The organism is Pseudomonas sp. GM21 (assembly GCF_000282215.1).
Taxonomy (GTDB): Bacteria; Pseudomonadota; Gammaproteobacteria; order Pseudomonadales; family Pseudomonadaceae; genus Aquipseudomonas.
Genome location: NZ_AKJS01000113.1, coordinates 34561 through 55062, shown reverse-complemented (window position 1 = coordinate 55062; position 20502 = coordinate 34561). Strand labels below are relative to the sequence as shown.

The 20502-nt window shown below is 57.6% G+C and carries 13 protein-coding genes and 1 pseudogene; 9 read left to right on the top strand and 5 right to left on the bottom strand.

Annotated elements, in window-relative coordinates:
• The 7 genes and pseudogenes from PMI22_RS0129505 to PMI22_RS10145 form a co-directional block, all read left to right on the top strand.
• Positions 1-2203 (top strand): annotated as a pseudogene (locus PMI22_RS0129505) (RHS repeat-associated core domain-containing protein); the annotation flags it as partial.
• Positions 2203-2559, top strand: coding sequence for a hypothetical protein (locus tag PMI22_RS10120; protein WP_007947029.1), 357 nt, complete (start codon positions 2203-2205; stop codon positions 2557-2559). The pseudogene PMI22_RS0129505 and the gene PMI22_RS10120, both read left to right, overlap by 1 nt.
• Before the next feature lie 184 nt (positions 2560-2743).
• Positions 2744-3154, top strand: a complete 411-nt coding sequence (locus tag PMI22_RS10125) for a hypothetical protein (protein WP_007947027.1) — start codon at positions 2744-2746, stop codon at positions 3152-3154.
• Between the two features lie 99 nt (positions 3155-3253).
• Positions 3254-3658, top strand: coding sequence for a hypothetical protein (locus tag PMI22_RS10130; protein WP_007947026.1), 405 nt, complete (start codon positions 3254-3256; stop codon positions 3656-3658).
• Entirely contained in the window at positions 3651-4025 is a 375-nt protein-coding gene (locus PMI22_RS10135; RefSeq protein WP_007947025.1) for a hypothetical protein, read from the top strand. Before PMI22_RS10130 ends, PMI22_RS10135 begins: the two co-directional genes overlap by 8 nt.
• Positions 4026-4593: 568 nt before the next feature.
• Positions 4594-4917: a hypothetical protein gene (locus PMI22_RS10140; protein WP_007947024.1), complete on the top strand. Its 324-nt coding sequence runs from the start codon at positions 4594-4596 to the stop codon at positions 4915-4917.
• 246 nt (positions 4918-5163) lie between these two features.
• Positions 5164-6000, top strand: coding sequence for a 23S rRNA (adenine(2030)-N(6))-methyltransferase RlmJ (locus PMI22_RS10145; protein ID WP_007947022.1), 837 nt, complete (start codon positions 5164-5166; stop codon positions 5998-6000).
• An 87-nt stretch (positions 6001-6087) separates the two neighbouring features.
• Here PMI22_RS10145 and msrA read toward each other — a convergent pair whose 3' ends face one another.
• The 5 genes from msrA to aceE all read right to left on the bottom strand — a co-directional run bounded on the left by msrA (position 6088) and on the right by aceE (position 15951).
• Positions 6088-6735 carry a peptide-methionine (S)-S-oxide reductase MsrA gene (gene msrA / locus PMI22_RS10150; protein ID WP_007947021.1) on the bottom strand — a complete coding sequence of 216 codons (648 nt, stop codon included), beginning with the start codon at positions 6733-6735 and terminating at the stop codon, positions 6088-6090.
• Between the two features lie 69 nt (positions 6736-6804).
• Complete coding sequence (locus PMI22_RS10155) at positions 6805-9492, bottom strand: putative bifunctional diguanylate cyclase/phosphodiesterase (protein WP_007947020.1); 2688 nt, start codon at positions 9490-9492, stop codon at positions 6805-6807.
• Positions 9493-9684: 192 nt separating this feature from the next.
• A complete protein-coding gene (locus PMI22_RS10160; RefSeq protein WP_007947019.1) occupies positions 9685-11079 on the bottom strand; it encodes an alkaline phosphatase D family protein in 1395 nt (464 codons plus the stop codon).
• Positions 11080-11344: 265 nt separating this feature from the next.
• A complete protein-coding gene (gene aceF / locus PMI22_RS10165; protein WP_007947018.1) occupies positions 11345-13294 on the bottom strand; it encodes a dihydrolipoyllysine-residue acetyltransferase in 1950 nt (649 codons plus the stop codon).
• Between the two features lie 11 nt (positions 13295-13305).
• On the bottom strand, positions 13306-15951 hold the full coding sequence (gene aceE / locus PMI22_RS10170; RefSeq protein ID WP_007947017.1) for a pyruvate dehydrogenase (acetyl-transferring), homodimeric type: 2646 nt from the start codon (positions 15949-15951) through the stop codon (positions 13306-13308).
• Between the two features lie 383 nt (positions 15952-16334).
• On the opposite strand from aceE, the gene glnE reads away from it, so the two are divergent.
• Complete coding sequence (gene glnE, locus PMI22_RS10175) at positions 16335-19274, top strand: bifunctional [glutamate--ammonia ligase]-adenylyl-L-tyrosine phosphorylase/[glutamate--ammonia-ligase] adenylyltransferase (RefSeq protein ID WP_007947016.1); 2940 nt, start codon at positions 16335-16337, stop codon at positions 19272-19274.
• Positions 19275-19466: 192 nt separating this feature from the next.
• On the top strand, positions 19467-20501 hold the full coding sequence (gene waaF / locus PMI22_RS10180; protein ID WP_033049417.1) for a lipopolysaccharide heptosyltransferase II: 1035 nt from the start codon (positions 19467-19469) through the stop codon (positions 20499-20501).
• Position 20502: the final 1 nt, after the last annotated feature.

Below are 20502 nucleotides of genomic sequence, written 5' to 3'. Positions count from 1 at the left end.
GCGCCTACAGCTACAACGCCTACGGAAAAATCACTGCCGAACGCGACGAACTCGGCCGCATCACGCGCTACGAATACCTCGACGACCTGCACCTGGTCAGCCGCCGCCTCAATGCCGACGGCACTCAGCTGAAGTATCGCTACGACAACGCGCAACTGTTGCTCACGGAAATCGAAAACGAATCCGGCGAGCAATATCAGCTGGACTACACCCCCGGCGGATTGATCCGACAGGAAACCGGTTTCGACGGCCAACGTACCGCGTATGCCTACGACCTCAAGGGTCAGCTGTTGGAGAAAACCGAGTTCGGTTCTGACGGTTCGCAACTGATCACCGCTTACAAGCGGGACTCGGCCGGGCGTTTACTGGTCAAAACCCTGCCCGACGGCATCCAGGTCGACTACCGCTACGACAGCCTCGGCCGCCTGATCGGCGTCGACGACGGCCACGACCATCCGCTGGAATTCGAATACGACCCACAGGACCGGCTGATCACCGAACATCAGGGCTGGGGCACGCTGCGTTATGGCTACGACGCCTGCGGCCAACTCAAGCGCCTGCGCCTGCCGGATGGCAGCAAACTCGATTACCACCACGCCAAGGGCGGCGCACTGACCGCCATCGACCTCAACGGCGCGCGGCTCACCAGCCACCAATTTACTTTCGGTCGCGAACAACAACGCCAGCAAGGCCAATTGCTCAGCGACTATGCCTACGACGATCAGGGCCGATTGCAGGCTCACGCCGTCAGCCAACAGCAGCGACCGCTGTATCGCCGCGACTATGCCTACAGCGCCAACGGCAATCTCGACCGCATCGCCGACACCCGCCACGGCCAGCGCAACTACGCCTACGACCCACTCAACCGCCTGACCCGCGTGCGCCACAGCCGCGACGACCCACCGGAATCCTTCGCCCACGACCCCACCGGCAACCTGCTGATGCAGGACCGCCCTGGCGCCGCGAAAGTCGCGGGCAATCGCCTGCTCATGCAAGGCGACCGCCACTACGACTACGACGCCTTCGGCAACCTGATCCGCGAACGCCGCGGCACCGGGCAAAAACTCGTCACCGACTACCGCTACGACTGCCAACACCGCCTGATCGGCGTCACCACCCCGGACGGTCGCACCGCCAGCTACCGCTACGACGCCTTCGGCCGCCGCATCGCCAAAACCGTCGACGGCCACACCACCGAATTCTTTGGCAAGGCGACAACCTCGTCGCCGAAAGCGGCCGCGAACACTACCGCAGCTACGTCTACGAACCCGGCAGCTTCCGCCCGTTGGCCATGCTCGACGGCAAAGGCCCGCGCAAGGCCTGCCCGTTCTACTACCAACTCGACCACCTCGGCACACCGCAGGAACTGACCGATTTTGGTGGTGAGATTGTCTGGTCGGCGAAATACAACGCCTACGGCAAAGTCACGCACCTGGCGTTCGGCGGGGGCGAGCAACTTGAGCAACCGCTACGCTTTCAAGGGCAGTACTTCGATGCCGAGAGCGGCCTGCACTACAACCGGCATCGGTACTATGATCCGGACGTTGGCCGATACCTGACGCCGGACCCGATCAAGTTGGCGGGTGGGCTGAATCAGTACCAGTACACGCCGAACCCGACGGGGTGGGTTGATCCGTTGGGGTTGAGCGGGAACTGTCCTCCACCGAATAAGCCTGGGTGTGGGGCGCCGGATGATACGACTGGCGCTAAGGTTGACGAGGGTGAGCCGGCGCTGCCGAAGCTGACGGGTGATCAGCGGAGGGCGCGGATTGATGAGTTGGCTGAGGGGGTTTTTCATAGGCGATTGAAAGAAATGGAAGATTCAATTGATAAGGCCCACTTTCTACAGAAACATGGTGCTCAAACCTCTCTGCAGTCCCAGCATCAGCGAGTGCAAGAAGGTAGGAACCCAGGGACCGGCGAAATAGAAAGGCACGAGAGGGGAAGGCGAAGGGACGAGCCCGTAATACCCTCTGCGGCGACACACTTTCTCAGCCATCGTGATCAGTTTAATGCGATACAGCGCGCACAGCTGATTTTTAAACAGAGTGGTTTGAATGCTTCCAAGCGTCCAATTGAAATGGGTAAAAAAATAGGCGAGGGATTTAAGAGAGACGGCTTGCAGTACGGTGAACAAACCAAAGCAATAGTTTACTTGAATTCAGCGGGTCAGCCGATAACTGCTTTTACGGGTTTTGACTAATGAAAAATTCTTACAATATTTGGGATGTACGTAGTTTGCTTTTCGTTTTCGATATAGAAAATACACGTGACTTGAAAAGGGAAGAAATAATAGTTTCGAAGGACGTGAATGATGAGAATGAGCTCGCTGAACTATTTGATCTCTTGATGCGTCCGGAATTTTTTGTCTATAGCCAAAAAGAGCGGCAATTGCTTATCGACACTTTGGAGTATTTTTTAGGTTGCGGTGACAATTTCGACGGGGTTTTTTCAAAAATTGACACTTATTTTGATGAAGATGTTAAGGACCAAAGAGGATTTATGATGGTTCTTCTTAACTGTTTACGGCGTTATCAGTCTGAGGAAGACCTTGAATAAGAGGGTGAGTAAATCTTTTCCGCTTTTATAGGTAAAAGTACTCACGATAAAGAGAACAAAGGGGACGGATTTATTTTTGCTACCAGCTTCGAAGGTGTTGTTTGTATTAATAAGAGCAACAAATAAATCCGTCCCCTTTTTTTGGGCGTGCCATTTACGCTATATCCAATTAAATAGGTGAGAAATGTTTATTGATCCGGATGATGGGCAACCTTACCTTCCGACCCCCGCATTTTTTTTGGGGGGAGTTGATATTTATGACCGTGAAGAAACGCTAGGGGAGGCTCTTGAAAAGCTTGATCCTAATGACCCGGCTGATAGAGAGGAGATAATACTTAAATACTGCTTGCCTACAAGAAAGTCATACCGTCACAAATTTTTTATTTATAAAAGTTTGGAGGACGCTCTCCAGGATAAAGATTATGATTTTCAATCGCTGCTGGCGTATGACCATGAAGAATATACGTCTTTCCCTTGTGGTTGGGATGAGATGGAAAACACCAGAGCTTTTTTCGAAGATATTTTTCGATTGGCAACTGTGGAGTGGAAGGATGATCTTCGCAAAGCGGGACTTGAAGACCAATCCACTTGGTAGATGGGAGCTCTGAACCAGAGCGAAATTTCTGGGCGAACTCGTCGGAAGTTTCCTTGATCAACAAAGGACAACAAAGCAACAAAGGGGACGGATTTATTTTTGCTACCAGCTTCGAAGGTGTTGTTTGTATTAATAAGAGCAACAAATAAATCCGTCCCCTTTTTCATTGCTAAAAATTTTAGGAATGATGAAAAGCTTGACCTCCATTATAAAAAACACGGTAAAAAAGAGTTCGACGCTCAGAGCAAAGAGGAATACCTACAAATTTCTCGTGATGTAGTGAATCAAGGCATAAAAGTGAAATATCCGTATGAAGGAGAAGTTAGAGTCGCCTATTTGCAACTGCTGGGCAATTCCCAGAGGAATGGTGATACAAAGTTTGCATTTGTCGGTACTAAAAATAACGGTGATATCACAACCCTGCATGTAAAAAGTGGAAAAGATTTCTGGAAAATGTTAAACGGTAATGCAAAGGATAACGAGTTGAGGCCAGTAAATGACTAAGAAGTATAGTGCGCTTGTCATGGAGATTGACGAGGTCGTCGAAGAGGCGGTTGTTTTGCTTGTCAATGGCGTAGCGGTGCAATGCTTTATTAACTTCTGCCCATTTAAAATTGAAATCGGTAAAACTTACGAGGTTGAGTTTGAATTGGTTTTTCCTGATAGCATCGACATGGAAGTAAGTCAGGATGAATATGTCGGAGTTGAAATGGAGGATGACAGTTTTTCATGTGTGTTAGCGGGCTATTTAGATGGTGCCGTATTAAGATCCTTTATTGATTTCGATGCTCAAGATATTCATTACGATTACCCGTTTTTTAACCAAAAATTTATTAAAATAAATGTGATTCGTATTGATGTGGCTTTTTGAGTTTGGTGCCGGATTTTTGAGCGGCGAGGGATGGATACATTCTCAATTGGCTGGCAGGCCAACAAAGAGGATGGGTTTATTTTTGCTGCAAGCTTCGAAGGAGTTGCTACGGAGTAATAAATAAATCCGTCCCCTTTTTTCTTTTTTCTTTTTTCTGGTCCCATTTTTTCTCTCAATGCCAATTGCCAACACTATGGGATGTTTAAGTATTGTTTAAAGTTCACGTAACTACTACGAAGTTTTCGGGCGGACTCATCGGAAGTTTCCTTCAAGTTGTGACGGCTTCCATGAACTGGTGGGCGATGGGTTGCAGGGATAGTCTTGGGCTGTCACCGCGCAAGTGGTGGCAGGGTGTAGGAGCCCTCTCTCATGATGCAACAGCTCTGTCGTTTGATTGCGGCACTTAACTCGTGTCCATATGATCGTTCGCGGCGGCTGTGCGCGGGACACGCTTCGGCGTGACCGAGGTTCATGAGTGCTCGGTACTCCTACTCCTGCGCATGGCTGCCACCCAAACCTGTAGGAGGGGGCGTTTGGCAGCTCATTTTCATACTCATGGAATTTACAAATGACGACGCTAACGCCAGATCCACCCTACGAAAAACCAATCCCTCACCCCAGCAACCGCTTCATGGCCCTCACCAGCAACTGCACTGACATGCCCACGCTGTTCGTCGATACCCACGCGCCGCTCGATGTTTTATACGACGCCGCCAACTATCGGATTCGTGCCGTTACGCAGGTGCTGGAGAACATGTCCATGCGCGGGTCTGTCGAGTGTGAGTCGTTCATCCTCAGTGATTTTGCTTTGCTGTGCGCCATCCCGTTGCGGGATGGGTGTGATGTGCTGGATGTGATTGGGCGACGGTTGCGGGCTCGGGCTTCGGATTAACGCCGCCGAATGATCGTTCCCACGCTCCGCGTGGGAATGCAGCCCGTGACGCTCTGCGTCAAATCGGTGCCCGGCTCGACACCGGCGGTGTGGCTGGAACGCGGAGCGTCCCTTGAGGCATTCCCACGCGGAGCGTGGGAACGATCATCGTGTAGGGGCGGGCCCATTCGAATTGCCCGCTCGGCTGTGAGGCCCTGACGTTCGCCTCGGTACAAGGTAAACTTCCCGGCCTTCGCAGGAGCAATCATGAATTATCGTCACGCCTTCCATGCCGGCAATCACGCCGATGTGTTCAAACACCTGACTTTGACCCGCCTCATCGCCCTGATGTCGCGCAAGGAGCAGCCGTTTGCCTATCTCGACACTCACGCCGGCATTGGTCTGTATGACCTGCAGGGTGATCAGGCGAGCCGTACCGGTGAGTACCTGGAAGGTATTGCGCGTCTGTGGGATCAGCCGGACCTGCCGGCGCTGACCGCCGATTACATGAACGTGCTGCACGACATGAACCCGGATGGTCAGTTGCGTTATTACCCGGGATCGCCGGAGCTGGCGCGGCGTCTGACGCGGCCGCAGGATCGGGTGATGCTCAACGAGAAGCACCCCGAAGACGGCTTGCTTCTCAAGGACAACATGGCCGGCGACCGTCGGGTCAAGGTGCATTTGGGCGAAGGCTGGCATGTGCCGCGTGCGATGTTGCCGGTGCAGGAGAAGCGGGCGGTGATGTTGATTGATCCGCCATTTGAACAGCTCGATGAGATGCAGCGCTGTGCGGCGTCGCTGAAAGAAGCGGTTGGCCGGATGCGCCAAACCGTGGCGGCGATCTGGTACCCGGTGAAGGACCAGCGCATGTTGCGTCGCTTTTATCAGGATCTGGCGGGCTCCGGCGCACCGAAGTTGTTGCGCGTGGAGTTGCTGGTGCATCCGCTGGATACGCCGAACAGTCTGAACGGGTCCGGGTTGGCGATTGCTAATCCGCCGTGGGGGCTGGAAGAGGAGTTGCGTGAGTTGCTGCCGTGGTTGTCCAAGAAATTGGGACAGACCCAAGGTAGGTGGCAGATGGATTGGTTGATTGCTGAGTAGCAGCGGCAAGTTTCAAGCGGCAAGCTGCAAGTTTAAAGCGGCGAGCGTCCAGTCTTGCCGCTTGCCGCTTGTAGCTTGTAGCTATCGCTAGATCGGACAGGTCACGCCCGTACCGCCAATCCCGCAATACCCTTCAGGGTTTTTGGCCAGGTATTGCTGGTGATACGCCTCGGCGAAGTAGACCGTCGGCGCTTCGTCGATTTCGGTGGTGATTTCGCCTTTGCCGGCCTTGGTCAATTCAGCCTGGAACACGGCTTTGCTCTTGAGCGCGGCATCCAGTTGCTCCGGGTTGGTCGCATAGATCACCGAGCGATACTGGGTGCCGATGTCGTTGCCCTGGCGCATGCCCTGCGTCGGGTTGTGCAGTTCCCAGAACATCTTCAGCAGCTCGTCATAGCTGACTTTTGCCGGCTCGTAGACCACCAGCACGACTTCGCTGTGGCCGGTCAGGCCTGAGCAGACTTCTTCATAGGTCGGGTTCGGTGTGAAACCGCCGGCGTAACCCACCACGGTACTGACCACGCCTTCACGCTGCCAGAAGCGACGTTCCGCTCCCCAGAAGCAGCCCAGGCCGAAAATCGCAAAATCCACGTCGGTGATGAATGGACCCAGCAGTGGCGCGTCGTGGACGAAGTGTTTTTCCGGCAGGGACATTGGCGTTTCGCGGCCAGGCAGAGCTTGTTCTTTGGTTGGAAGCACGTTTTTGTTCACCAGGATTTCCGAGCGCAAGACCATGATCAGTCCTCTCAGTCAGGTTGGGATGTAGTAATCAGACCGCCAGTTTGCCCGAGTGTCAGGCCGCTGTCAGGCGAACGGGCCACGCGGATAGCGTTTGAGCTTTTCGATCAGCTCGTCGCCGGGGATTGGCCGGTCGAACAGGTAGCCCTGGCCGACGTCGCAGCGGTGGCGGCGCAGGAAGGCCAACTGCTCGGCCGTCTCGATGCCTTCAGCCACGACCTTGAGTTTCAGGTTGTGGGCCATGGCGATCACCGCGGAGGTGATTTCCATGTCGTCCTGGTTGTCGGGGATTTCGTGGATGAAGCTGCGATCGATCTTGATGATGTCGATCGGGAATTTTTTCAAGTAGCTGAGCGACGAGTAACCGGTGCCGAAGTCGTCCATGGCCAGGGTCAGGCCCAGGCGCTTGAGCTGGTCGAGTTGCAGGTGGGTGTCTTCGGTGGCTTCCAGCAGCAGGCCTTCGGTGAGTTCGAGTTCCAGCAGGTGGGCCGGCAACGCTTCTTCCTTGAGGATGTTGGCGATGGACGACACCAGGTCCGGGTCGGAGAACTGCTTGGGCGACAGGTTGATGGCGACTTGAAGATCGCCCAGGCCAGCGGCGCTCAACGATTTGCTCATGCGGCAGGCCTGGCGCGCGATCCATTTGCCGATCGGGATGATCAGGCCGGTTTCCTCGGCGACGCTGATGAACTGGTCCGGGCGGATCATGCCTTTGTCCGGATGGTTCCAGCGCAGCAGCGCTTCCATCCCCAGCAGGCGGCCGCTGCGCAGGCAGAGCTTGGGCTGGTAGAACACGTCCAGTTCGTTCTGGGTCAGGGCGCGGCGCAGGTTGTTCTCGACGAACAGCTTGTAGCTGGCCTCGGCATTCAGCGCCTCGGTGAACACCTGGACCTGATGCTTGCCGTTGGCCTTGGCCTTGTGCAGCGCCAGACCGGCGTTGCGCATCAGGGTTTGCGGGTCACGGCCGTGTAGCGGCGCGCAGGCCAGGCCCACGGAGCCGGTGACGCTGATCAGTTGATTGTCGACGAACATCGGCTTGTCGAGGGTCATCAACAACTGATGGGCAACCTGTTGGCCGGTGCGCAGGTCGGTGTTGTCCAACAGTACGGCGAATTCGTTACTGGCGAAGCGCGCCAGGCTGCCGCTCGGGCTCAGGCTGTTACGCAGACGTCGGGCCAGGCTGATCAGCAGTTTGTCGCCGGTCTGGTGACCGAGGCTGTCGTTGATCCGCTTGAAGTTGTCGATGTCCACCAGCAACAGGCTGATCGGGGTATCAGTGTCTCGGGCGAAACGTTCGTCGAGGTTGCGGATGAACGCCGGGCGGTTGCCGAGGTTGGTCAGGTTATCGGTGTAGGCCAGGCGCTCGATGCGCTGCTGGGCGAGTTTGTTCTGGGTGATGTCTTCGTAAATGCCGATGTAGTGCGTCAACTCGCGGTTATCGCCGTACACCTTGGAGATCGACAGCTGCCCCCAGTAGGGTTCGAGGTTTTTGCGTCGACTCTTGAACTCGCCCTGCCAACTATTGCTCTTGGCCAGCGCCGAGGGCGCGTCGAACAGCAGTTCGCTGAGGTTTTCCAGTGCCGGCAGTTCCGACAGCCGCTGGCCGTGGACTTCTTCGGTGGTGTACTGGGTGATCGCGGTGAAGCTCGGGTTGACGTACTCCACCACGCCGTCGCAATTGACCAGCAAAAAGGCGTTGGCGCTTTGTTCCACCGCACGCTGGAACAGATGCAGGGCGCTGGTGGCGGTGCGGCGGTTGTGGTTGTTGATGACCTGGGCGAACTGATCCGCCAGCTCGCCGGCAAAAGCGATTTCGTCCGACTGCCAGGCGCGGCTCGCACCGCTCTGTTCCAGGCACAGCACGCCAACGACCTGACCGTCGACACGGATACTGGCGTCGAGCATTGCGTTCACATCGCGCGGGCGCAGGCGCTCGGCCATGTGCCGGGTGCGCGGGTCACGCATGGCGTTTTGGGCGTCGATGGCACGGCTGCTGTGCAAGGCCTCGAGGTAATCGGGGAAGCCGCTGACATCGATCGGCTCCGGCAACTGGTATTCCCCGTTGGCGCGGTGATAGGCCGAAATCGGCACCAGCATCGAACCTTCAAGGTTCCACAGGCTGGCACAGTCAATTTGGTAAATATCACAGGCACTGCGGGTGATCAGTTCGGCGGCTTCTTGCAGAGAGTTGTTGCTGCTGTAGCGCTGGCGAGTCAGCAACAGGATCAGATCCTGCTGGGCGCGTACCCGCTCCAGATGCTGCAGTTGTACCTGCTGGGCAAGCTGATTGAGCTCCAGGGCGATTTGCAGGCGCGAGTTCTGTGATTCCAGATCGGGCAATAGCGGACTACTGTCGAGCAGGTCGTCGACCACGAGCAGATAGCCGCGTAACAGGTGCCGATTGTGCTGTTTATAGGCTTCGCCCAGTTCCAGCAGGTTCAAGGCGCCCGAGGCCGTGTGCAAGGTGTAGCGGATCTGGTAGTTCGGACTGTCAGTCAGTTGCTGCTGGACCGCGTCATGCAGCTGATAGCGCGCTTCGGGCTCCATCAGGCTGGCGTAGGGTGAGTCGACCAGCGCACACAAGTCTACGGCTGGCAGCCCGAAATGACGTTCGCAATTAGGGTCCAGAAACAGTAGCGCCCAGCTAGGTTCATTCAGCCGTTCGAAACGCAGCATGCCGAGCCGCGAGGGCACAGGCAACTGCGTCACTACCTCGGCCACCATACGGCTGGCGGCATCGGGTTGGCTTTTCATGGAGGGAAACTCGCTTCGAATATGCTGAACGCGCCGGGCTCTCGCCCTCTTAACTGTTGTCTGCGGCAAGGTTGCATCATTGCGGCCCCGACTGACAAGAGACATGAAGGCCAAGTGCTATAAGAATATGTCGGCAGGAGTGAAGTTTTCTCCAATACTGGCTAAAAACTAACGCATTTGGCCTTCTTCGCCTTAGTGCAGAGGGATGTTGACCCTTTGTAATCGCTTGCCGTCCCGATCGTGGTAATTGACCTGAATCTGCCCGCGATCAACGATCAGGTGGGCGAAATTGTCCTGGCTGACCACGTTGCTGGTCAGTTCATGCCGATAGTCCCCCGCAGCCGTTTGCACCAGCGCCTGATCCAGGATGAACGTGGAGGCCTTGGCATACGGCAGCAGTTTGCTGTTACACAGTGGCGAGGAGACGATGGTGTGAACCTCGAAGTCCGGGTCTTCGCTGTGGGTCAGGCGACTCGTCAAGGATCCATGAACATCACCCGATACGAAGACGACGTTCTTGATCCGGTGCGTACGAATAGTTTCCAGCAACCGTAGGCGTTGTTCCGGAAAGGCTTTCCAGGCGTCATCGCCATGGAGTTTGCGGTCGGGGTAGAACATCACGCTGGTGACCACGAATTTGACCCTCGCCTGGCTGTGGATCAGCCATTTGAGCAGTGCCTGTTCCTGTTCTTCGTCGAGGATACGGCGATCATCGGCTGATAAATTGCGTCGAGTGCGGCTGTCGGTGATAAACCATTCAATATCGCCTTCGACGAACTGATACCAATACTGTTCAAGTTTTCTGCTTATTTGTCCGTTGGCTAAAAGTTCGTGTGCCGGGCAATGGCTGGCTTGATAGAGCTCATAGGCCGCGATGGCATTTTTGTACAAGTAAGCATCGCTCTTGCTTTCGTTGGCGGGCCAGTTGTCTTCTATTTCATGGTCGTCGATGATCATGTAAGTCGGCAGGTTGGACATTAACTTTTTGATGTTCGGTTGGGAAAATGCTGCACGATATTTACTGAGTATTTCTTTGTAGTCCCGGTCGGGAGCAATGAGGTTCAGGTCATCGACATAGATTTGGTCGCCGGTCATCAGCATCGCGCTGACAGGCGGGTCTGCCTGCTGTGCCAGATTGGAAATCGAAGCAAAAATCCGGTCGCCTAGTTGCGGTGCAGACGGTATACCCGCCGTCATGCGCAGATAGCGGCACGATCCGACTACATAAGCCCGTGGCGTGCTGGTCTTTCTCGACCGGGTGCGAAACCGGTAAATCTCCCGTGGCCATTGCAGTGGCAGTTCCTGAATGGTCTCCACGGTATGCACCGGACTCATCGGGCTGAACCAGCCGGCCTGATATTCGTACTCGCTGTCGCTGGCCAAATCATTGAGTGCGATGACATCGGACATATCGCGCAAGAGCGTCAGTTTTACAAATGTCCCTTGTGACCAGTGCTCTTCACCCACGCACCGATAACGAATGCCTGCAAATACCAGTGCGTTATTTTGAAGTTCACCGCGCACAAATATGCGCGCGTGATTAGTTGTAGTGTGGCCAATAATAGGGCCGACAGTTGGTTTGAACATGTTCGAATCCATTCGAAGTAATTGCTAACTAAGCAGAAAATGACTGATGCAGTTTCATCAACTGTCAGTCGGACTAAGACTAGTTATTGGCTCGCGAAAAATATCGGGCGGAAGTGGACTGGCGTTGTGGTCGTTGTCAGCCACGAATGTAGGAAAAATCAAGACAAAAAAAAGCCCCGCCAAATTGGCGGGGTTGAGGTACGAGCGTGGCGCTCGGAAAACGTAGAACGCGAGCGGCCCTCCGGTGAGGGAGGGCCGCTCGGTGTTACAGCAGGATCGTGCGGATGTCCGCCAGCAGACTGCTCAGACGCTGGGTGAAGCGTGCAGCAGCGGCGCCGTTGATCACGCGGTGATCGTAGGACAGCGACAGCGGCAGCATCAGCTTCGGCTGGAAGGCTTTGCCATCCCAGACAGGCTGGATGGTTGCCTTGGAAACACCGAGGATCGCCACTTCCGGCGCGTTGACGATCGGCGTGAAGCCGGTGCCGCCAATGTGGCCGAGGCTGGAAATGGTGAAGCAAGCGCCCTGCATGTCGTCAGCGGTGAGCTTTTTGTCGCGGGCTTTGGCAGCCAGCGCAGCGGCTTCGGCTGCCAGTTGCAGCAGGCTTTTCTGGTCGACGTTCTTGATGACCGGTACCAGCAGGCCCTCAGGGGTGTCGACGGCGAAGCCAATGTTCACGTACTTCTTGCGGATGATCGCTTTGCCGCTTGGTGCCAGCGAACTGTTGAAGTCCGGCAGTTCCTTGAGCATATGCGCGCAGGACTTGAGCAGCAGTGGCAGGATGGTCAGCTTGACGCCAGCCTTCTCTGCAACGGCTTTCTGAGCAATGCGGAACGCTTCCAGCTCGGTGATATCAGCCGAATCGAACTGAGTCACGTGTGGAATGTTCAGCCAGCTGCGATGCAGGCTCGACGCGCCGATTTGCATCAGGCGAGTCATCGGCACTTCTTCGGTTTCACCGAAACGGCTGAAGTCGACAACCGGAATCGGCGGGATGCCCGCGCCGCCGGTTGCGCCCGCAGCAGCGGCCGGTGCTTCCTTGGCCTTCTGCATCATCGCCTTGACGTAAACCTGCACGTCTTCTTTGAGGATGCGACCGTGCGGGCCACTGGCGCCGACGGCGTTCAGCTCGACGCCGAATTCACGGGCCAGTTGGCGTACTGCCGGGCCAGCGTGAACCTTGGCGCCCGGCTTGGCCGGTGCAGCGGCAGGTGCGGCAGCTACCGGAGCAGCAGGCGCCGCAGCGGCCGGGGCAGGAGCGCTCGGTGCAGCAGCGGCCGGAGCCGGGGCAGCAGCAGGCGCAGCGCCTTTGACTTTCAGCTTGAGGATCAGGTCGCCGGTACCGACTTCGTCATCCAGCTTGATGGAAACGCTTTCCACCACGCCAGCGGCGGGCGATGGGATTTCCATGCTCGCCTTGTCGGATTCCAGGGTGATCAGCGACTGGTCGGCTACGACGGTGTCGCCGGCCTTGACCAGAACTTCGATGATCTTGGCCTTGCCCGCCGAACCGATGTCCGGAACGTGGATGTCCTGAACGCTGTCGGCCACTGGAGCAGCCGGAGCTGCCGCAGGAGCAGGCGCAGCGGCGGGTGCCGGAGCAGCCGCCTGGGCCGGGGCGGCAGCCGGTGCCGCAGCACCCGCCACTTCCAGGTCCAGAATCAGGTCGCCGGTACCGACTTCGTCGTTGAGCTTGACGCTGATGGCCTTGACCACGCCAGCGGCAGGCGACGGGATTTCCATGCTCGCCTTGTCGGATTCCAGGGTGATCAAGGATTGATCAGCCGCGACGGTGTCGCCGACCTTGACCTGGATCTCGATGATCTGGGCCTTGCCCGCCGAACCGATGTCCGGCACGTGCACTTGCTGAACGCTGGCAGCAGCCGGCGCAGCAGCAGGAGCGGCGGCAGGCGCAGCAGCCGGTTTGGCTTCAGCCTTGGCGGCTGGCGCAGCGGCAGCCGCAGGGGCCGCAGCTGCGGCACCTTCGACTTCCAGCTCCAGCAGTTCGTCGCCTTCTTTCAGGCGATCGCCGAGCTTCACTTTCAGGCTCTTGATGATACCGGCCTTCGGCGCAGGCACTTCCATGCTCGCCTTGTCCGACTCAAGTGTCAGGATGCTCTGGTCGGCTTCGATACGGTCGCCGACCTTCACAAACAGTTCAATTACTTCACCTTCACCGCTGCCGATGTCAGGTACGCGAATGAGTTCGCTCACAGAATCTCTCCTCAGCAGTCCAGTGGGTTGAGTTTTTCCGGGTTGATACCGAACTTGGTGATGGCTTCAGCCACAACCTTAGGTTCGATGTCACCACGGTCAGCCAGTGCTTCCAGGGCTGCCAACACCACGAAATGACGGTCGACTTCGAAGAAATGACGCAGTTTCTTGCGGCTGTCGCTGCGGCCGAAACCGTCGGTGCCCAGGACTTTGAATTCCTTGGACGGGACCCACTGACGAATTTGCTCAGCGAACAACTTCATGTAGTCGGTAGAGGCAATGACCGGACCTTTACGGCCGTTCAGGCACTCTTCGACGAAGCTCAGTTTAGGCTTCTGGCCCGGGTGCAGACGGTTGGTGCGCTCTACGGCCAGGCCGTCGCGACGCAGTTCGTTGAAGCTGGTAACGCTCCATACGTCAGCGCCGACGTTGAACTCTTCACGCAGAATCTTCGCTGCTTCACGGACTTCACGCAGGATGGTGCCGGAGCCCATCAGCTGAACGTGGTGCGCCGCTTCGCGGTTGTCTTCTTCAAGCAGGTACATGCCCTTCTTGATGCCTTCCTCGGCACCGGCCGGCATGGCTGGCTGCTGGTAGGACTCGTTCATCACGGTGATGTAGTAGAAGACGTCCTGCTGCTCTTCGGTCATCTTCTTCATGCCGTCCTGGATGATCACCGCCAGCTCGTAGCCGTAGGTCGGATCATAGGTGCGGCAGTTCGGGATAGTGGCAGCCAGGATGTGGCTGTGACCATCTTCGTGTTGCAGGCCTTCGCCGTTGAGCGTGGTCCGGCCGGCGGTGCCGCCGATCAGGAAGCCACGGGTACGGCTGTCGCCAGCGGCCCAGGCGAGGTCGCCGATACGCTGGAAGCCGAACATCGAGTAGAAGATGTAGAACGGCAGCATTGGCTGGTTGTGGCTGGAGTACGAAGTACCGGCAGCGATGAAGGAGCTCATGGCGCCTGCTTCGTTGATGCCTTCTTCGAGGATCTGGCCCTTCTTGTCTTCCTTGTAGAACATCACCTGGTCTTTATCGACTGGCTCGTAGAGCTGGCCGACGGAGGAGTAGATGCCCAACTGACGGAACATGCCTTCCATACCGAAGGTACGGGCTTCGTCCGGGATGATCGGAACGATGCGCGAGCCGATTTCCTTGTCCTTGACCAGTTGCGCGAGGATCCGCACGAAAGCCATGGTGGTGGAAATCTCGCGGTCGCCCGAGCCATCAAGGATTGCCTTGAGGGTATCGAGTGGCGGCGTTGGCACGCTGATGCTCTTCGCGCGGCGCTGTGGTACGAAACCGCCCAGTGCAGTGCGACGCTCGCTCAGGTAGCGGGCTTCGGCGCTGTTTGGCTCTGGCTTGAAGAACGGCAGGTTTTCCAGCTCTTCGTCCTTGACCGGGATGTCGAAACGATCGCGGAACAGCTTCAGGCTTTCAACATCAACCTTCTTGGTGTTGTGCGCGGTGTTCTTCGCTTCGCCGGCACCGGTGCCATAACCTTTGATGGTCTTGGCCAGGATCACGGTTGGCTGTTCTTTGTGGTTGACCGCTTCGTGGTACGCCGCGTAGACCTTGTACGGGTCGTGGCCGCCACGGTTGAGCTTCCAGATCTCGTCGTCGGACAGATCGGCAACCATCGCCTTGAGTTCTGGCGAATTGAAGAAGTGTTCACGCACGAATGCGCCGTCTTTGGCTTTGTAGTTCTGGTACTCGCCGTCGATGACTTCGTCCATGCGACGTTGCAGGATGCCGTCCACGTCTTTGGCCAGCAGTGGGTCCCAGAAACGGCCCCAGATGACTTTGGTCACGTTCCACTGGGCACCACGGAACACGCCTTCGAGTTCCTGGATGATCTTGCCGTTGCCGCGAACCGGGCCGTCGAGGCGCTGCAGGTTGCAGTTGATGACGAAGATCAGGTTGTCGAGCTTTTCGCGGCCAGCCAGCGAGATCGCGCCCAGGGATTCCGGCTCGTCACACTCGCCGTCGCCCAGGAAGCACCAGACTTTTTGTTTGCCTTCAGGAATGAAGCCACGGGCTTCCAGGTACTTCATGAAACGTGCCTGGTAGATCGCCTGGATCGGACCCAGACCCATGGATACGGTCGGGAACTGCCAGAAATCAGGCATCAGCCACGGGTGCGGGTAGGACGACAGGCCCTGACCGTCGACTTCCTGGCGGAAGTTGTTCATCTGGTCTTCGGTGATGCGGCCTTCCATGAATGCGCGGGCGTAAACGCCTGGCGAGGTGTGGCCCTGGAAGTAGATCAGGTCGCCGCCGTGTTCGTCGGTCGGGGCCTGGAAGAAATAGTTGAAGCCAATGTCATACAGGGTTGCGCTGGAGGCGAAGCTGGAGATGTGACCGCCCAGGTCAGAATCTTTCAGGTTCGTACGCATCACCATGGCCATCGCATTCCAGCGTACCAACGAGCGAATGCGGCGTTCCATGAACAGGTCGCCAGGCATGCGTGCTTCGTGGGTAACGGGAATGGTATTGCGGTATGGCGTGGTGATTGCGTAAGGCAATTGCGAACCGCTGCGGGTCGCCAATTCGCCCATACGGGTCATCAGATAATGAGCGCGGTCTTCGCCTTCTTTGTCGAGAACCGATTCCAGGGCGTCCAGCCATTCCTGGGTTTCGACGGGATCGAGGTCTTGCATGGCTTGCTCCAGGGCGGAAAGGCTTCCAGAATCGGTTGCCTGAGTTTGCGACTGGCCTTGTGGGCAGACGATATAAATTCTTGGATTGCCGAGAGGTTGTTCCGGCGGCGTGTAGTTTTACTACAAATCTTCGGGCATTTCAGCCTTTCGGATGTATATACGAGTAGTAAAACTACAGATGAATGGCTTGTGGCCTCCGGCTGCGTTGTGAGAATAATCGTTAAGGTTGGTCTTTTGCCAACCCCGAAAGGTGAAAGCTTGATGTTCGCTGCCAAAAATAAAGAATTTTCAGCTATTTCTAACTTTTGTTCGACAGTCCTTCAGGTAGCGGGTTTTCACAATTCACTACATGCAGCCGTCTCCACGCCGATCAAGGATAGACCATGAGCCTCCCCACGCTTGCCGAACTGCCCGGCATTCTTCAGCCGTTTGTCACCCGCGCCGAGCAGTCGTTCCGTACCGCCGTAGCGGCACTTGATGACGATCATGGCCTGTCGGCCTGGACGCCTGAACGCTGGGCACAATTTGCCCGCGTCACGGCGTCCAGCGACTTCGTGACAGAACAAAGCGTGCGTGATCCTTTGATGTTGCTGGCGCTGGTGCAGTCCGGTGAGCTGGACCGCAGTTTCACCCCCGGCGAGCTGTGCGGACAGATTGCGGCGGCGGTGAATGCGGCGCAAACCGATGACGAACTCGGCCGCGCCCTGCGCCGTCAGCGCAACCGCCAGCAAGTGCGAATCATCTGGCGCGACCTGACCCGTCAGGCCGACCTGGTCCAGACCTGCCGCGACCTCTCGGACATGGCCGATGCAAGCATCGATCAGGCCTATCAGTGGCTCTACTCGCGTCATTGTCAGCAGTTCGGTGTACCCACCGGCCGGCGCAGCGGCGAACCGCAGCCGATGGTCATCCTCGGCATGGGCAAGCTGGGCGCCGTGGAGCTCAATCTTTCGTCGGACATCGACCTGATCTTCGCCTACCCCGAAGGCGGCGAAACGGTCGGCGTGAAGCGTTCGCTGGATAACCAGGAATTCTTCATCCGCCTCGGTCAACGCCTGATCAAGGCGCTGGACCCGATGACCGTCGACGGCTTCGTGTTCCGCGTCGACATGCGTTTGCGGCCCTACGGTTCAGCCGGGGCATTGGTCTTGAGCTTCAATGCGCTGGAGCAGTATTACCAGGATCAGGGTCGCGACTGGGAACGCTACGCAATGATCAAGTCGCGGGTGGTGGCCGGCGATCAAGTGACCGGCGCGCAATTGCAGGAGATGCTGCGTCCGTTCGTTTACCGGCGCTACCTCGACTTCTCGGCGATCGAAGCGCTGCGCACCATGAAGCAGCTGATTCAGCAGGAAGTGCGGCGCAAAGGCATGGCCGACAACATCAAGCTCGGTTCCGGCGGCATTCGCGAAGTCGAGTTTATCGCCCAGGCGTTTCAGCTGATCCACGGCGGTCGCGACTTGAGCCTGCAACAACGCCCGCTATTAAAAGTACTGAACACGCTGGAAGGGCAGGGCTATCTGCCGCCGGCGGTGATCAGCGAGTTGCGCGATGGCTACGAATTCCTGCGTTACACCGAACACGCGATCCAGGCGATTGCCGATCGCCAGACCCAGATGTTGCCCGATGGCGCAGAAGATCAGGCGCGTATTGCCTTTATGTTGGGCTTCGCTGACTGGAACGCTTTTCATGAGCGGCTGATGTATTGGCGTGGCCGCGTAGCCTGGCACTTCGCTCAGGTCATCGCCGATCCCGACGAAGAAGAAGGCACTCAAAGCGAAGTGGTGGTGGGCGGGGAATGGTTGCCGCTGTGGGAAGAAGCTCAAGACGAAGAAGCGGCTTGCCGTCAGTTGGAAGAGGCTGGTTTCAAGGAGGCGACCAAGGCCTTGAAAGCCTTGGCCGGTCTGCGCGGCAGTGCGCAGTTGCGCGCGATGCAGCGGCTGGGACGTGAGCGCCTTGATGCGTTTATCCCACGCTTGCTGGCCCAGGCCGTGGAGCATGCCAATCCCGACTTGGTGCTGGAGCGCGTGCTGCCGCTGGTTGAGGCCGTAGCACGTCGTTCCGCGTATCTGGTGTTGCTGACCGAAAACCCCGGCGCACTGCGGCGTTTGTTGACCTTGTGCGCCGCGAGCCCATGGATCGCCGAACAAATCACTCGCTTCCCGCTGCTGTTGGATGAATTGCTCAACGAAGGCCGGTTGTTCAAGCCGCCCCTGGCGCCGGAATTGACCGCCGAATTACGCGAACGTCTGATGCGGATTCCCGAGGACGACCTCGAACAGCAGATGGAAGCCCTGCGCCATTTCAAACTGGCGCACCGCTTGCGCGTCGCCGCCTCGGAAATCGCCGGCAGCCTGCCGTTGATGAAGGTCAGCGATTACCTGACCTGGCTCGCCGAAGCGATTCTTGAACAAGTGTTGGCCCTGGCCTGGCACCAGACCGTGGCCAAGTACGGCACGCCGTCGCGCGCTGACGGTAGATTGTGCGATCCCGACTTTATCATTGTCGGTTATGGGAAAGTCGGCGGGCTGGAACTCGGGCATATTTCGGACCTGGACCTGGTGTTTATCCACGATGGCGATCCACTGGCAGAAACGGACGGGCCGAAACCGATCGATGGCGCGCAGTTTTTCACCCGCCTGGGGCAACGAATCATTCACTTGCTAACGGCGCAGACCAACTCCGGTCAGCTGTATGAAGTGGACATGCGCTTGCGACCTTCGGGTGCATCGGGGTTGCTGGTGAGTTCGATCGGTGCATTTGCCCGTTATCAGCACGGCGAAGCCTGGACCTGGGAGCATCAGGCGCTGGTCAGGGCTCGGGTGCTGGTGGGCAGCGCGGAGGTCGGTCGGGAATTCGAGCGGGTTCGCGCGTCGGTGCTGGGCAAGCCGCGAGACCTGGCGACCCTGCGTCAAGAGGTCAGTGAGATGCGCGCGAAGATGCGCGATAACCTCGGAACCAAGAGTACGGCGGCCGGGACCGGGGCGAATGCCTTCGAAGCCACGGCGCCGTTTGATCTCAAGCAGGACGCCGGAGGTATCGTCGATATTGAATTTATGGTGCAATACGCGGCCTTGGCGTGGTCGCAAACGTGCCCGTCATTGCTGCGCTGGTCTGATAATTTCCGCATTCTGGAAGAGCTGGCAAACGAAGGGCTGATGCCCGCCGAAGACGCCAGCTTGTTGCGCGAGGCCTATAAAGCCTACCGCGCCGCCGCTCACCGGCAGGCCTTGCAGAAGGACGCCGGGGTGATACCGGGCGACCAGTTCGCGGATGAAAGGCGACAGGTCATGCGGATCTGGCGTGAGCTGGGGCTAAGCTGAAACAGGATAGTTGTAACACTGAATATCCCTGTGGGAGCGGGCTTGCCCGCGATAGCGTAGTGTCAGTCACCATCAATGTTGGAGGTTCTGGCCCATTCGCGGGCAAGCCCGCTCCCACATTAAATTTGCGGTGATTGTAGAATTCTCGAGGCGGGGAGGCGTATGCCTCCCCGGTTCGTTTTTGGAAGCCACATGAAAATTCTGATCGTTGGGCCCAGTTGGGTCGGTGACATGGTGATGGCGCAGACTCTGTTTCAGAGTCTCAAGCAACGCCACCCGCAATGCGAAATCGACGTCCTGGCCCCCGAGTGGAGCCGGCCGATCCTGGAGCGCATGCCCGAAGTCCGGCAGGCCTTGAGCTTTCCGCTCGGCCACGGTGTCTTGGAGCTGGCGACCCGTCGGCGCATCGGCAAGTCCCTTGCGGGTCAGTACGACCAGGCGATTTTGCTGCCCAATTCGCTGAAGTCGGCGCTGGTGCCGTTCTTCGCCAGTATCCCGACACGCACCGGCTGGCGTGGCGAATTCCGCTACGGCCTGCTTAATGACGTGCGCACGCTGGACAAAGAACGTTATCCGCTGATGATCGAGCGGTTCATGGCCCTGGCGTACGAACCAGGCACCGAACTGCCGACACCTTATCCACGGCCGAGCTTGCAGATCGACCCGGTCATCCGCGAAGCGACGCTGGCTAAATTCGATCTGGCGCTCGACCGTCCGGTGTTGGTGCTGTGCCCCGGCGCGGAGTTCGGTGAGGCCAAGCGCTGGCCGTCCGAGCATTACGCCAAGGTCGCCGAGGCGAAGATTCGCGAAGGCTGGCAAGTCTGGTTGTTCGGTTCGAAAAACGATCACGCCGTGGGCGAAGACATCCGCGCGCGGCTGATTCCCGGTCTGCGGGAAGAGGCGGTCAACCTCAGCGGCGGCACCTCGCTGGCCGAAGCCATTGACCTGATGTCCTGCGCCGACGCGGTGGTGTCCAACGACTCTGGCCTGATGCACGTCGCCGCCGCGTTGAACCGCCCGTTGGTGGCGATCTATGGCTCGACGTCGCCGGGTTTCACCCCGCCGTTGGCCGAGCATGTCGAAGTGGTTCGCCTGGGCATCGAATGCAGCCCATGCTTCGATCGCACGTGCCGTTTCGGTCATTACAACTGCTTGCGCCAGCTCATGCCGCAAGCCGTGAACGAAGCCTTGCAGCGGTTGCAGGGCACTGTGGTCGAGGTCAAATAGT